The sequence below is a fragment of the Prochlorococcus marinus str. MIT 9201 genome, from assembly GCF_000759955.1.
GTDB classification, from domain to species: Bacteria; Cyanobacteriota; Cyanobacteriia; order PCC-6307; family Cyanobiaceae; genus Prochlorococcus_A; species Prochlorococcus_A marinus_G.
In genome coordinates this window covers 13,805-27,502 of sequence record NZ_JNAL01000012.1, presented here as the reverse complement: position 1 = coordinate 27,502, position 13,698 = coordinate 13,805, and the positions used below count along the sequence as shown (strand labels likewise).

Genomic DNA, 13,698 nt, shown 5'->3' with positions numbered 1-13,698 from the left:
ATTTGTCAGAATTTTTTCTATTTAAAGGCATATAATCTATTTAGAGATATTCTAAATCCTGACCAGTATAACTTCTACTGCAAAACAGAAATCCGTTCAAACTGAAGAGATTTTGATTTCGGAAATAAAGGAGCATTGCAAAAAAGCTAATGCCATTATTCTTGCGCACTATTATCAAGCTCCAGAGATTCAAGAAATTGCAGATTTTATTGGCGATTCATTAGATCTATCAAGGAAAGCTGCAAATAATGATGCAGATATAATAATTTTTTGCGGTGTACACTTTATGGCCGAAACTGCAAAAATACTTAGCCCAAATAAAACAGTCCTTTTACCAGATATTGACGCGGGATGCTCATTAGCAGACGATTGTCCCTCAGATAAATTTCAAAAATTTAGGGAAGAAAATCCAGAGCACTATGTGGTAAGTTATATAAATTGTACTGCAGAAGTAAAAGCGCAAAGTGATCTAATCTGCACAAGCAGTAATGCAGTCTCATTAGTTAAAAAGATACCTGAAGATAAAAAGATAATATTTGCCCCTGATCAGAACCTTGGGAGATGGGTACAAAAAAACTCAGGAAGAGATCTTAAATTATGGCCTGGCAGCTGCATTGTCCATGAATCATTTAGTGAAGAAGCACTACTAAAATTAAAATATCAAAATCCAGGATCAAAAGTCATTGCTCATCCTGAATGTAGTCAAAATTTACTAATTCTCTCAGACTTTATTGGATCAACAAGTAAACTGCTTGATTTCGTAAGTAAAGATCCATCTAAAACATACATGGTATTAACTGAGCCTGGAATAATTCATCAAATGAAGAAGAAAGAACCTAATAAAATCTTCATTGAAGTTCCTGATATAGAAGGTTGTAAATGTAACGAGTGTCCATATATGAAATTGAATACTTTAGAAAAAATTCTAGATTGTTTGAAAAATAATTCACCGTCTATCGAACTTGACCCAGAAATAATAAGAAGAGCCTATGTTCCAATAAAGAGAATGCTAGATATGAGTAATTAATTTAATGAAAATACTTTATCTTCCTTATTAATTTGTAGGAATGCATTGAGGTTTGCAGTCTTAGGTTTAAATTCACTTATCTGATTCTTTCTATTAATTATATTTATTAGCTCTTTTTCACCAGCTCTATATTGTTTATCTCTTCTAGTTCCAATCTCTCTTTGGAGAATAGGGTTGATATTCATTTTCACTTCTATGTCAGGAATAATTCCAGATTTGTTTATATCAGTGCCGTTCGGAGTTAAATACTTAGCAACTGTAACAGTTAATCCTGAACCATCAACTAATGTTCTCATAGATTGAACTAGACCTTTACCAAACGTTTTCTTCCCAACTAATTTTCCTCTTTTATTATCTTTTATTGCGCCAGAAACTATTTCACTGGCACTAGCAGAACCCTCATTAACTAAAACAACTAAAGGTTTTTTTGTTAGAGCTTGACCGTTTCCTCTTTTTGTTTCTTTTAAACCATCTTTACTGACTGTACTTACTATTACTCCTTTATCAATGAAGTGTCTTGAGATATCAATGCTTGACTCTAATAAACCTCCTGGATTACTTCTCAAGTCAAGAACATATCCTGCAACTTTTCTTGTTTCTAAATCTTTAATAGCATCTCTAGTCTCTTTAGATGCATTTGCATTAAATTGTTTAATTCGCACATAGCCAATTAACAATCCGTTTTTGGATCGGTTGACTTTACTTGATACAGATTTTATTTCAATCTTTTCTCTCGATAAAATCTCAAAAAAGGATTTAGAACCTCTTAGAATTTCAAGCTTAACTTTAGTACCTCTCTGTCCTCTTATTAATTTCACGGCCTCCTCTATATTCATGCCTTCAGTAGAAATATCATCTATAGATAATATTTTATCTTTAGCTTTAATTCCAGCATCGTATGCAGGGGTGCCCTCAATGGGAGAAATAATTATTAAATCATCAGATTCTTTATCTTTAACTATTTGGATACCAACTCCAGTTAATTCACCAGAGGTATCAATTCTCATTTGATTAAATTCCTTAGGTTCTAAAAATCTTGTATAAGAATCATCTAAGTTAGAAAGCATATCTCTAATCGCATCATATGCTTCATTGCTGTCTGAATATTTTTTTGATAAAACTTCTTTTCTTAGGTTAATCCAATTAGACTTTTGAAATTTACCGCTTGAATCAAGAAAATCTCTATATACAATTTGCCAAACATGATCAATTACTTCTTTATAACTATTATTTAAAACTGTTGCTTCTGCAAAATTATTTAAAAATAGCCCTGAAAAGGTTGTTGCAATAATAGTTATAAATTTTTTTTTAAGCAATTTCTTATCTTCAAAGAATTCATTATATTTTTATTATAAAAAAAATTTATTTATAATTTCAAAAATTTGACAAATCCTTAAGGATCAATCCACTTCCCATCATCCTTAATAAGTTGGATTAAAGCATTAACACCCTCATCTTCAGGTACTCTTTTTATCTCTTCTTTTCTTCTATATAAGGCAATAGTTCCTTTGCCTTTACCAACATAACCATAATCAGCATCTGCCATTTCTCCAGGGCCATTAACAATACATCCCATTATTGCTATATCTAGACCCGTCAAATGTGAAGTTGCGTTCCTAACTTTGTCTACAACTTCCTCTAGATTGAAAAGTGTTCTGCCACAACTAGGGCAACTGATGTATTCAACCATTGTTTTTCTTAATCCCAAAGATTGCAAAATTGAATAGCAAACTGGTATTTCCTTCTCTGGGGCTTCCGTTAAAGATACCCTGATGGTATCTCCTAATCCCTCTGCTAAAAGCGTTCCAATTCCAGCAGTACTTTTAATCCTTCCATAATCACCATCTCCAGCTTCAGTCACTCCTAAATGTAAGGGATAGTTATATCCTTCTGAGTCAAGCCTATCTGCGATCATTCTGTAAGCTGCCATCATAACTGGGGCCCTGGAAGCTTTCATAGAAATAATTATGTTATGAAAATCAAGCTCATCACAAATTTTGACGAATTCCATCGCAGATTCTGTCATTCCCAATGGAGTATCTCCATAAGTAAAAAGCATTCTCTCAGATAGAGACCCATGATTAACTCCAATCCTTAGAGCTTTATTTTCAGCCTTTAAAACTTCCACCAAAGGGGTAAATCTTTTAAGTATTGTTTGTTTAATAGTTTCAAATTCCTCATCCGTATATTCAGTCCTTGTAGGGTCCGATTTCTCAAATACAAATAATCCAGGATTAATTCTCACTTTATCAACATGTTTTGCAACCTCCATTGCAATTTTCATACCATTATGGTGAACATCAGCGACCAAGGGGGTGTTGATATTATTTTCTAATAATTTTGCTTTTATATCCCCTACTGCTTTTGCATGTGCTAAAGAAGGAACAGTTAACCTTACAATTTCACAACCCACATCATGAAGTCTTTTGATAGCCAAGTAAGCATTTTCTACATCCATAGTATCTTCATTTATCATCGATTGAACTCTTACTGGATAATCACTTCCAATAGCTACATCACCCACCATTACTGTTCTAGTTAACCTTCTCTCAATATGAGTTGAATATCTTTTGGAGAGACTATTAACCTCTTTTGATTGAGTTAATGACATTAAAATTCTAGATATTCAAAAAGGATTTCACTAAATTATACGGCATATAGTTTACCACTTACATTCTTTAGGTCTTTCAAAGTTTGATGATAAGGTTTATTGATTTCTTTCGAAGGAAATCTCAACAAATAAGATGGATGAAAAATTACCATAATTTCTCTCCCATCTTTTTTAATCCATTCACCTCTTAAATTACTTATAGGATCTTTAATTTCTAAAATAGCTCTCATAGCAGTAGAACCAGTAAGTAATATAAATTTTGGATCAACTAGCTTTATTTGCTGTAACAACCAAGGTTTATGAATATTAATTTCTCTAGCAGTGGGTTTTCTATTATTTGGTGGACGACATTTAATTACATTACAAAAATAAACATCCTTCTCATAGTCAATCCCAGCCTGTATTAATAATCGGTTTAATAACTTACCAGATTTACCTACATAAGGTTTTCCTTCTAAATCTTCCTGTGCTCCAGGTGCCTCACCAATTATTAACAAATCTGCAAATACACTTCCTCTCCCAATTACTAACCTTTTCACCGAAAATAAAACTTTAAATATTTTTATCTTAAGAACTCAAAACATGAAAATAAAATAGATTAAGAAAATGAACTAAATTAAACCATTATGTGATAGTTTTATTTATTCTTAATTTATGCATTTGCCATTATTAAAAGTCATATTTGAAAAGTCATAAGTCAATGAGTCAAGTTAATTTATCTGATCGGGCACTTTCAATTGAGCCTTCTCTTACATTGCAGATAAGTGCTAAAGCAAATCAATTATCTGCAGAAGGAGTAGATATTTGCAATTTAAGTGCAGGAGAACCTGATTTCAATGCTCCAGAAGAAGTTATAGAGGCTACAAGTAAAGCTATATTTGATGGATTTACAAAGTACGGGCCCGCAGCGGGGAATTTAGATCTCCGAAAAGCAATTGCAAATAAACTTCAAATTCAAAACGATTTAAATTATGAATTTGAAAATGTAATGGTCACAAATGGTGCTAAGCAAGCAATATATAATCTTTTCCAAGTCTTATTAAATAATGGAGACGAAGTTATTATTCCTTCTCCATATTGGTTAAGTTATCCCCAGATGGTTAGATTGGCGGGTGGGAAGCCAATTTTTACAAATTCTTCTGCAGAAGATGGATTCAAAATAAATATAAAAGATTTGAAGTCTAAAGTCTCTTCAAAAACTAAATTTATAATTATCAATTCTCCTAATAACCCTACTGGGAGAATTATGTCAAAGGAAGAATTATTACAAATTGCCGATTTAGCTAGAGAAAATCCAAATATCAATATTCTTTCTGATGAGATTTACGAACTAATCCTTAAAAAAGAATTTAAACACTACAGTTTATCTTCATTAGCAAATGACTTAAAAGATAGAATTTTTATAGTAAATGGGTTTGCGAAAGGATGGGCTATGACTGGCTGGAGAATAGGTTATTTAGCAGGTCCCAAAGATGTAATCAAAGCATCCTCAGCATTACAAAGTCAAAGTACAAGTAATGTTTGCTCTTTTGTTCAAAAAGGTGCTTTAGAGGCTTTAAAAATTAATAATGAGTTTTTCTCAATAATAAATAGCCATTATGATCAAAGAAGAAGACTTCTCTATGAGGGTCTTAATAATATAAATGGGATTTATATTGAAGAACCTAATGGAGCATTTTACGCATTTCCAAAATTACCCAATTCCTCAATTACTTCTGTTGATTTCTGTAATAAAGCTCTTCAAGATTATGGATTAGTTGTTGTGCCTGGGAAAGCCTTTGGGGCTGACGAATGTATAAGATTATCTTGTGCAGCTTCAGAAATTAAAATAAAAGATGGTCTAAAAAGGCTTGAAAAAGCAATCTCTGAATACTATTAATTTAACTAAGTTATGTTTAATTTAAAGAATTTCATACTAAGTTCATCTCTATTATTTTCTGTTTTTTCATCACCTGTATTTTCAAATCCCAAAGTTTTAAAAGTTGGAGCAATACCTGATCAAAACCAAGATGTTTTGGACAAAAGATTTAATTTATTCTCAAAAGAATTATCCAAACAACTTGATGTAGAAGTTAAATACATTCCTGTTATTAATTATGTTGCAGCAGTAACTGGATTTAGAACTAAAGATTTAGATTTAGTTTGGTTTGGCGGTTTATCAGGAGTTCAAGCAAGATTACAAACACCTAATTCAATTGTCATAGCTCAAAGAGATATCGATAAGGAATTTAAAAGTGTTTTTATAGTAAACAAAAATTTAGAACTTAACTCAATTTCAAACATTAAAGGACTTAAAAAACTAAAGAATTTAAGATTTACTTTTGGCTCTGAAAACTCAACATCTGGAAGATTAATGCCAGAATATTTTTTAAATCAAGCAGGGGTAGGAATTAAACATTTTAAAGGAAAAAAAGCAGGTTTTAGTGGGAGTCATGATGCCACTATAGCTTTAGTTAATAGTGGGGCATTTGATGCTGGAGCTTTAAATAAACAGGTTTGGGAAAACAATCTTAAAAACAATCCCAAAAGAACAAGTAATTTAGAGTTATTCTGGATCACACCAGAATATGTTGACTATCATTGGTTAGCTCAAGGTGATCTTGAAAATAGATTCGGGGAAGGGTTTACAAAAGAACTTAAATCAGTAATTCTAAATTTAGATATAAAGCAAAAATCACATAAACAGCTATTAGATATGTTCAATGCAAAAAGATTTATAAAGGCAGAATCAAAACAATATAAAAATATAGAGGAAATCGGGAAGAAATTAAATAAAATTAGATGAACAATACTGTCTTAGAATTAGAAAATATATCTTATAAATACAAAAATGATCTGATCCTAAATAAAATAAATCTAAAAATAAATTCTGGCGAAAAAATTGCACTTTTAGGTAAAAGCGGTTCAGGAAAAACTACACTTATTTCAGTACTTAATGGCACTATAAAGCCAACTCAAGGTGAGGTTAAATTATTCAATGAAAGTTTCGAGGAATTAGATAGAGAGAAGAAAAGTAAAATAACAACTATATGGCAAGATTTAAGATTAATAGAAGATCTCTCTGCAGAACAAAATGTTAATTGTGGACTACTAGCGGAAAACAATTTTTATTTCGCTTTTAAAAATTTATTAAATATAAGTTCTTTTAAGAAGGCACATAAATATATGAAATTATGTAGACTTCATAACTCTATTTACGACAAAAAAATCAGAAAACTATCTGGGGGGCAAAAACAAAGGGTGGCTATAGCTAGATCATTAATTCAAGAATCAAATATATTACTTGCAGATGAGCCTTTTAATAATCTAGATCCCAAATTGATAACAACAATTAAAAACCTTCTGCTAGAAAATGTAGATAAAAATAAAGCAAAAAAATCGCCAAAGACGGTATTAGTTGCATTACATAGATTAGATTTGCTGAACGATTTCGATAAAGTTATTGGAATAAGGGATGGTAAAATTTTTTTCAATATCAAAATAAATAACTTAAAGAAGATTCATTTAGAGAAAATATATTAATTAGTTGAACAAATTAAAATTAAACTATACTTCATTATCTTTTCTTCCAATTTTGGTATGCATACCTCTAGGGTATCAATTAATAAACAATATTCATTTTGGAGGATTTAAATTATTCCAAGAATTCTTAATTTCTGCATTTAATCCCAAGATCGATAATGAAATTATTATTACCGTAATTAAGCGATTAAATGAAACAATCTTAATTGGTTTTTTTAGTTGGTTAGTAAGTATTATTTTTGGAGTAATTTTTGGAATAATTTCCTCAAATATTTTTTATAAAATCTTTAATATTCCAAATTTTTTCTACCGCATAATAAGGTTTTTTCTAACAATAATTAGATCTATACACGAAGTGGTTTGGGGAATAATATTAATGCAAATATATGGAATAAATTTTTCGATAGGAATAATAGCTATATGTATACCTTATATTGCTGTAAATTCAAAAGTTTTTGCTGAACAATTAGAAACTATTGACTACAAAAGTTTTGAATCTATAAATCAAATAAATGCACCTAAATTTTCTTCTTTACTAACTTTAATATGGAATCCAATAATAAATACATTTAAAAACTTTGGTTTATATCGATTAGAGTGTTCAATAAGAAGTACTGTGATTTTAGGAATTTTTGGGATTGGAGGAATAGGTACCAGTATTTTTTTATCTTTCCAAACTTTGAATTTTAGAGAGTTATGGACTTATTTATGGTCCTTAGCAATTTTGATAATTCTTTCTAGATTAATATTCAAAAAAATAAAATTTAATACTACAAATAAAATCGTATCTATTTTTTTTATTGCAGTTATTTTCATAACAATTTTATTTTCTTTTTCATATTTTCTTTATTTTATTTTTAATAATAATTTTGAAAATTTTAATTCCATTAGTTCTCTTTTTAAATCAAGCTCAGATTTAGGATTATTTGATTTCTTAAAACTTATATTAGAAACAATAATTTTAAGTCTTTTATCAACAGGAATCGCAATTAGTTTACCTCCATTAGTAATAGGAATTTTTAACAACAATAGTTCTAAAATTTTTATAAAAATTTTTGCATTTTTATTACGTTTAATACCTACACCTGTAATACTTCTAACTCTATTAACTTTTAATAATCCTTCTTTATCTTTAGCAGCTTTAACATTAGGTCTCCACAACGCTGGTATTACTAGCAAATTACTTTTTACAAATCTAGATAGCCAAGACAAGAGAAATTATATTGCAATGAAATCTCTAGGAATCTCAAAAAAGACTAGTTGGCTTTTAGGTTTATTTTCTCAACAAGCAAAAAGTTACTTAGCATATTGCGCTTATAGATCTGACATCATTATTAGAGAAACTGCAATAGTTGGGGTTATTGGAAGTGTTGGTCTAGGTTGGCAATTACAAGAATCACTAAGTTCCTTTGCATGGCAGGAAGTCACCATAGTTTTGATAGCTTATAGCTCCATCGCAATAGTTGGAGAATTAATAAATGGTAAAATCAAGAATAGTTTAACTTGATTTGTAAGAATAATTTGTTAAATCAAGTAATTATTTTTTTCCGGTAATAGTGATTAGTTTACCAAAACAGCTTGTTGTAATTGGAGATAGCTCAGTTTATGGATGGGGAGATAACGAGGGTGGTGGATGGTGTGAGAGGCTTAGAAAAGATTGGGGTAATAACCAAAATGGGCCAGTTATTTATCAACTTGGAGTTAGAGGAGATGGGATAGAAAAAGTTTCATCTAGATGGGAAAAAGAATGGTCATCTAGAGGAGAAACGAGAAGAAATAAACCTAAAGCAATCCTACTAAATGTAGGTCTTAACGACACTGCAGCAATTGGTCAGATAAATGGAAGACATCAATTAGATATAGATGGATTTGAATATGGATTAGAAAGGCTAATTAATGCAATGAACTCTCAAACAAATTTATTTGTTATTGGTTTGACACCAGTTGACGAAAGCAAAATGCCGTTCGCAGGATGTCTATGGTACACAAATGATTTTTGTAATTCTTATGAAAGGAGAATGGAGGAAGTATGCCTCAATCAGAATGTCCCATTTCTTCCTACTTTTAGAGAAATGTACTCTGATAAAAGGAGTAAAAATTGGATTACGCATGATGGAATTCATCTAAATTCAGAAGGTCATTTCTGGCTTTTCCAAAGACTTAAAAGTTGGGAGATGCTTACAAAATGGAAGGGATCTTAGGTCTTTCCAAATATTATTAATTTACAAAATATGAATATAAAATAAGAGCAAAGATAGCAAAAACAGAAGCAATACTTGTCTGAATAGCATTTACCAATTCATTACTTAATTTATATTTGTTTTGAAATTTAGCACCAATAATACTTTCGGAAAGTGTTGCCAAGAATCCAGAAACTACAACAACTATAAAATGATATTTTGTAGAAATAATTGATAGACGAAGCATTATAAAAGCCATAAATATTGATCCCAAAACACTAGCTAATGTTCCTTCTATACTTATTCCTCCCTCGGTTCCCCTATCCACCTTTTTGAGTGAAGTAATTAAGTATGTATTTTTACCAAATCTTTTTCCAATTTCGCTACCAAAAGTATCCGCCAACTTTGCAGCAAAACTTGCAGCAAAACCTACTTTAAACATGACTACATTGGCAGCATTAAATTTTGTCATCATGGCAAGAAATAATCCTGTAGCTGCTGAGCCCCATACATTCTCAGGGCCTCTCCTCCCGCCTCTTTTTTCAGCAATTCCTTGTGCTTTTTTAAATTTAAAACCTATTTTGGTAACGAGGGATCCAAATAATAAATAAATAACAACTGACATCCATCCCTGCCAAGACAAACATCCCCACAAAATTGTGCCTAAGATGCCTGCACTTACCCAACCTCTTTTAGTCATCAAAGGAATCCTGCAAAATATATAAATCAAAATAAAATTAATGCAAAAACCTATAAAAAATTGATTTCTAATTAAATCCATATTTATCTAATTCTTTAATTTTAAATCAATTCTCCACTGATTTAGAATTGATGATGCGTTAATACTAGCCGTTGAAGTTCTCAAGATAGTGTCGGAAAGCTTAACAAAGGGAATATTATTTTTTTTAAAAAAATCAATTTCTTTAGCGGACCAACCTCCTTCAGGACCAATTACATTCCAAAAAATACCTCCTTTTTTATTTCCAAATTCTTGTTTTTTTCTTAACCATTGATTTAAGTCATATAGTGTTTCTTCTCTAGTTATAGAAATTGAAACTCTTTCTGGATTATCTCTACTTTTTAGCCATTCAATAATATCCATTCCATTTAAAATAGATGGTTTCCATAATCTCTCACTTTGCTCAACAGCTTCATTGATAATTAAATTCCATCTCAAAAGTTTTCTAGAAAAATTTAAATTTTTGTTTACCTGTCTTTCTGAAAATAATGGCTGTATAAAATCAATTCCTATTTCAGTACACATTTTTAAAATATCCTCAAAACCACTTTTTGGTATAACAACAGCTATTCCTAATAAGTGAATTTCTTGTTCTTGAAATAAGTAAGGTTTTTTTGATTTAATTATTTCTAAGCAATCATTTTTAACTTTTATAGCTTTCCATAATGAACCCTCTCCGTTAGCTATAAATATTTTTTTACCATTTTTTATCCTCATTACTTTATTTAAATAATGAGCCTCTTCTTTAGAAAGTTCTAAATTATTGTTCTTAATATTTTCAATTCTTTCATGGGAAATAATTAATCTTGTTAAGTCTTCCATCTAAAACACTTAATCTTTGAAAACTAAATCTTCATGTTCTTCAACTGACCAATCATTATTTTCACCCCCAATAATTAACTCTTCAATTTTTACATAATTATTTGATATCTCATTCAAAGAATTAATTAATATATCTATTGAAATGGAGTCTGAAGTTCCAAAATCAACCCAACATCTTCCCCAAAGATTTTGATATTCCATAATTCCTAAATTATGCATTAAGGCTGGAAGAGATGCATTCTTTTGGTCATTATCATAGGACATCCAACTTAGATCAGAACCCTCTTCATGAGTTTGCAAATTTTCAGAATTAAATCCACCTAACCTTCCTAAAACGTACCAACTATCAAAAACACCATCTAAATAATTTTTTTCGTCTTGAGTTGGTGATTCTGAAAACCTGATCCATATCCAACAATTAAAAGGATCAACTTCCCTAAAAATAATATTCATATTGACTAATATCTTTTTAGATCTAAAGCTATTATAAGTAAGTTATTACTAGATTCAAATTCATACCTATAACTTAATTAATAATGCTTGATTTAAAAGAAATATCTTATCAACCCCAAACTGGTGAAAGAAAAATAATAGACAATTTAAATTTAAAAGTTCATGAAAATGAAATCATTTTAATTTGCGGCAATAGTGGTTCTGGGAAAACAACACTACTCGAAATAATAAGTGGATTAACAAATCCGCAAAAGGGGAAAATTACTTGGAATAATAAAATTTTGTCTTCCAGACAAAGAAGATGGTTTTGTGGAGTAGTATTCCAATTTCCTGAAAGATACTTTATAGGTACAACCATTGGTAAAGAATTAAAAATAGGCCATAAATCTTTAAGAGAAAAAAATATAGAAATAGTTTTAAATAAAGTTGGTTTGAAAAAAATTAATCTGACTCAACCACCAGAACAGCTAAGTGGCGGACAACAAAGGCGGTTAGCTGTAGCAGTTCAATTACTTAGAAACCCTTCAATTCTTTTACTTGATGAACCAACTGCTGGATTAGACTATTCAATGAGAAATGATGTGAAGAATTTAATTCTTGATTTAAAAAATAAAAATACAATTATTATTGTTACTCATGAACCTGCTTTATTTGAGGGAATTCCTTCTAGGATATTATTCTTGGAAAAAGGGAAAATCAAAAATTTTATGAAAGAAAATCATGCAGGATAGGATAGTTCGGGCTACTGCAGCCAATGGAGGAATAAGATTAGTTGCGGTCTTAACAACAGAATCTTCTTTAGAAGCAAAAAAAAGACACAGCCTTTCTTACTTAACCACCTGTATCTTAGGCAGAGCATTTAGTGCTTCACTGCTTTTAGCAAGCTCGATGAAAATAATGCATGGGAGAGTCACTTTAAGAGTTAGATCTGACGGACCTTTAAAGGGATTACTAGTTGATGCAGGCAGAGACGGGAAAGTTAGGGGTTATGTAGGGAATCCTAATTTAGAATTGGACCTAGTCAAAATAGATAATAATAAATATTCTTTTGATTTCACAAAAGCATTAGGTACAGGATATTTAAATGTAATTAGAGATAGTGGATTTGGAGAACCCTTTACAAGCACTGTTGAATTAGTAAATGGGAATATTGCTGAAGACTTAGCTTCATATTTATATCATTCAGAGCAAACTCCCTCTGCTGTATTTATTGGGGAAAAAATCCAAAATAAAAGTGTTATTTGTAGTGGTGGCTTATTAGCTCAAGTTCTACCTAAAAAAGATACTGACCCACTACTAATCTCACTACTCGAAGAAAGATGTAAAGAAATTAATTCTTTTAGCGAAGACCTATTTAAGTCAAAAGATAATCTTCTTTCATTAATTAGAAATATATTTCCCGATATTGACGATAAATCAATCTCTGAAAAAGCTCGTTCCCAAGAAGTGAGTTTTAAATGCAAGTGTTCCAAACAAAGAAGTTTAAATGCGATGAAAATGCTTGATAAGAGAGAGTTAGAGGACATCCTTAAGAAAGATGGTAAAGCAGAGTTGGTTTGTGAATTTTGTAAAAATAAATATCTTATAAATTATGAAGAAATCAAATCGATGATAGAAAATCAATCATAAAAAAATTACGCCTAACCATAAAATAACCATGGCCGGAATACTTTGAATTTTTTGTATTGATAAAGAGTTGTTTGATACTTCCTGAATGAATGAATTATTTTCAAGCAATCCACCAAATATTAATCCTATCGAGAGAAAGGTAACACTCCAACCCAGAGAACCTATAAATCTTTTCCCCGATTTAATTTGAGTATAGGTAAGTATTAATGTTGAGATAGAGAGTAAAAGTCTATTATTAGAGTCTGGACTGATAAATAACAAAATTAAAAATAATAGCCCAAAAGATATTTTAATTGAAAGATTATCAAATGAGGGGGTAGTTATTTTTGGCAGACTAAACTGGCTTGAATTGTTAGAGTTATTGTTTAAATTTTTTATCTTAGAAAGAAGTGGGAAATTATTATTGGTAAATTGATTAATTTGTTTTTCTTTTTTTGAGGCACTCACAGCTTCATAGCTTACATTTCCTGATTGCCTGGCTTTCAAACTCCCCATGAGTAATTGGTCAAAGGAAGATTCTATTTTCGCTTTTAAAATTAAATCTTCACCAGCCTCTTTAACTTTAATATCTCTAGCCTTCTGAATATCCTCAAAAGCGGCACCCTCTTTTACACCTAAAATTTCATAAGGTGATTTTTCGTTATTATTTTTATTGCTGTTTGAATCCAAAATTTTTTACCAATACTAACAGATTAACTAATTTTATAATCCATTA

Annotated in this window: 15 protein-coding genes; 8 read left to right on the top strand and 7 right to left on the bottom strand. The window is 30.4% G+C overall.

Annotated features, from left to right (window positions below):
* Positions 1-67 precede the first annotated feature (67 nt).
* Positions 68-1,027, top strand: coding sequence for a quinolinate synthase NadA (gene nadA, locus EU95_RS04125; RefSeq protein WP_072014839.1), 960 nt, complete (start codon positions 68-70; stop codon positions 1,025-1,027).
* Here the strand turns inward: nadA and EU95_RS04130 are convergent.
* The 3 genes from EU95_RS04130 to EU95_RS04140 all read right to left on the bottom strand — a co-directional run bounded on the left by EU95_RS04130 (position 1,024) and on the right by EU95_RS04140 (position 4,177).
* A complete protein-coding gene (locus EU95_RS04130) occupies positions 1,024-2,343 on the bottom strand; it encodes a S41 family peptidase (RefSeq protein ID WP_032522235.1) in 1,320 nt (439 codons plus the stop codon). The two genes, nadA and EU95_RS04130, sit on opposite strands and share 4 nt — an antisense overlap.
* 77 nt (positions 2,344-2,420) lie before the next feature.
* Complete coding sequence (ispG, locus tag EU95_RS04135; RefSeq protein ID WP_032522234.1) at positions 2,421-3,638, bottom strand: (E)-4-hydroxy-3-methylbut-2-enyl-diphosphate synthase; 1,218 nt, start codon at positions 3,636-3,638, stop codon at positions 2,421-2,423.
* Between the two features lie 35 nt (positions 3,639-3,673).
* Positions 3,674-4,177 carry a uracil-DNA glycosylase gene (locus EU95_RS04140; RefSeq protein WP_032522233.1) on the bottom strand — a complete coding sequence of 168 codons (504 nt, stop codon included), beginning with the start codon at positions 4,175-4,177 and terminating at the stop codon, positions 3,674-3,676.
* 161 nt (positions 4,178-4,338) lie between these two features.
* On the opposite strand from EU95_RS04140, the gene EU95_RS04145 reads away from it, so the two are divergent.
* Genes EU95_RS04145 through EU95_RS04165 form a run of 5 tightly spaced genes read left to right on the top strand, consistent with a single transcriptional unit; the run spans position 4,339 to position 9,361 of the window.
* Positions 4,339-5,517: a pyridoxal phosphate-dependent aminotransferase gene (locus EU95_RS04145; protein ID WP_032522232.1), complete on the top strand. Its 1,179-nt coding sequence runs from the start codon at positions 4,339-4,341 to the stop codon at positions 5,515-5,517.
* A gap of 12 nt (positions 5,518-5,529) precedes the next feature.
* A complete protein-coding gene (locus EU95_RS04150; protein WP_032522231.1) occupies positions 5,530-6,423 on the top strand; it encodes a putative selenate ABC transporter substrate-binding protein in 894 nt (297 codons plus the stop codon).
* Positions 6,420-7,160, top strand: coding sequence for an ATP-binding cassette domain-containing protein (locus tag EU95_RS04155; RefSeq protein ID WP_032522230.1), 741 nt, complete (start codon positions 6,420-6,422; stop codon positions 7,158-7,160). Before EU95_RS04150 ends, EU95_RS04155 begins: the two co-directional genes overlap by 4 nt.
* Positions 7,161-7,164: 4 nt before the next feature.
* Complete coding sequence (locus tag EU95_RS04160) at positions 7,165-8,667, top strand: PhnE/PtxC family ABC transporter permease (RefSeq protein ID WP_032522228.1); 1,503 nt, start codon at positions 7,165-7,167, stop codon at positions 8,665-8,667.
* A 49-nt stretch (positions 8,668-8,716) separates the two neighbouring features.
* Positions 8,717-9,361, top strand: coding sequence for a GDSL-type esterase/lipase family protein (locus EU95_RS04165; protein WP_032522226.1), 645 nt, complete (start codon positions 8,717-8,719; stop codon positions 9,359-9,361).
* Between the two features lie 16 nt (positions 9,362-9,377).
* Here EU95_RS04165 and EU95_RS04170 read toward each other — a convergent pair whose 3' ends face one another.
* The 3 genes from EU95_RS04170 to EU95_RS04180 are packed head-to-tail and all read right to left on the bottom strand — an operon-like array spanning position 9,378 to position 11,354.
* Entirely contained in the window at positions 9,378-10,121 is a 744-nt protein-coding gene (locus EU95_RS04170) for a TIGR00297 family protein (RefSeq protein WP_032522225.1), read from the bottom strand.
* Positions 10,122-10,127: 6 nt separating this feature from the next.
* Entirely contained in the window at positions 10,128-10,901 is a 774-nt protein-coding gene (locus EU95_RS04175; RefSeq protein WP_032522224.1) for a 16S rRNA (uracil(1498)-N(3))-methyltransferase, read from the bottom strand.
* A 9-nt stretch (positions 10,902-10,910) separates the two neighbouring features.
* A complete protein-coding gene (locus EU95_RS04180; protein ID WP_011818170.1) occupies positions 10,911-11,354 on the bottom strand; it encodes a DUF3531 family protein in 444 nt (147 codons plus the stop codon).
* Positions 11,355-11,437: 83 nt separating this feature from the next.
* On the opposite strand from EU95_RS04180, the gene EU95_RS04185 reads away from it, so the two are divergent.
* Positions 11,438-12,085, top strand: a complete 648-nt coding sequence (locus EU95_RS04185; RefSeq protein ID WP_032522223.1) for an ABC transporter ATP-binding protein — start codon at positions 11,438-11,440, stop codon at positions 12,083-12,085.
* Positions 12,075-12,983 (top strand): Hsp33 family molecular chaperone HslO, encoded by a 909-nt coding sequence (gene hslO / locus EU95_RS04190; RefSeq protein ID WP_032522222.1) that lies wholly within the window; start codon positions 12,075-12,077, stop codon positions 12,981-12,983. The genes EU95_RS04185 and hslO overlap by 11 nt, the downstream gene beginning before the upstream one ends.
* Here the strand turns inward: hslO and EU95_RS04195 are convergent.
* Complete coding sequence (locus EU95_RS04195) at positions 12,978-13,652, bottom strand: CPP1-like family protein (RefSeq protein ID WP_032522220.1); 675 nt, start codon at positions 13,650-13,652, stop codon at positions 12,978-12,980. The genes hslO and EU95_RS04195 overlap by 6 nt on opposite strands.
* Positions 13,653-13,698 lie beyond the last annotated feature (46 nt).

Bases quoted from the DNA above. Each gene is read 5' to 3' on its own strand.
- ispG (WP_032522234.1), bottom strand. From the start codon at position 3,638: ATGTCATTAACTCAATCAAAAGAGGTTAATAGTCTCTCCAAAAGATAT.
- EU95_RS04145 (WP_032522232.1), top strand. From the start codon at position 4,339: ATGAGTCAAGTTAATTTATCTGATCGGGCACTTTCAATTGAGCCTTCT.
- EU95_RS04150 (WP_032522231.1), top strand. From the start codon at position 5,530: ATGTTTAATTTAAAGAATTTCATACTAAGTTCATCTCTATTATTTTCT.
- EU95_RS04155 (WP_032522230.1), top strand. From the start codon at position 6,420: ATGAACAATACTGTCTTAGAATTAGAAAATATATCTTATAAATACAAA.
- EU95_RS04170 (WP_032522225.1), bottom strand. From the start codon at position 10,121: ATGGATTTAATTAGAAATCAATTTTTTATAGGTTTTTGCATTAATTTT.
- EU95_RS04175 (WP_032522224.1), bottom strand. From the start codon at position 10,901: ATGGAAGACTTAACAAGATTAATTATTTCCCATGAAAGAATTGAAAAT.
- EU95_RS04180 (WP_011818170.1), bottom strand. From the start codon at position 11,354: ATGAATATTATTTTTAGGGAAGTTGATCCTTTTAATTGTTGGATATGG.
- EU95_RS04185 (WP_032522223.1), top strand. From the start codon at position 11,438: ATGCTTGATTTAAAAGAAATATCTTATCAACCCCAAACTGGTGAAAGA.
- hslO (WP_032522222.1), top strand. From the start codon at position 12,075: ATGCAGGATAGGATAGTTCGGGCTACTGCAGCCAATGGAGGAATAAGA.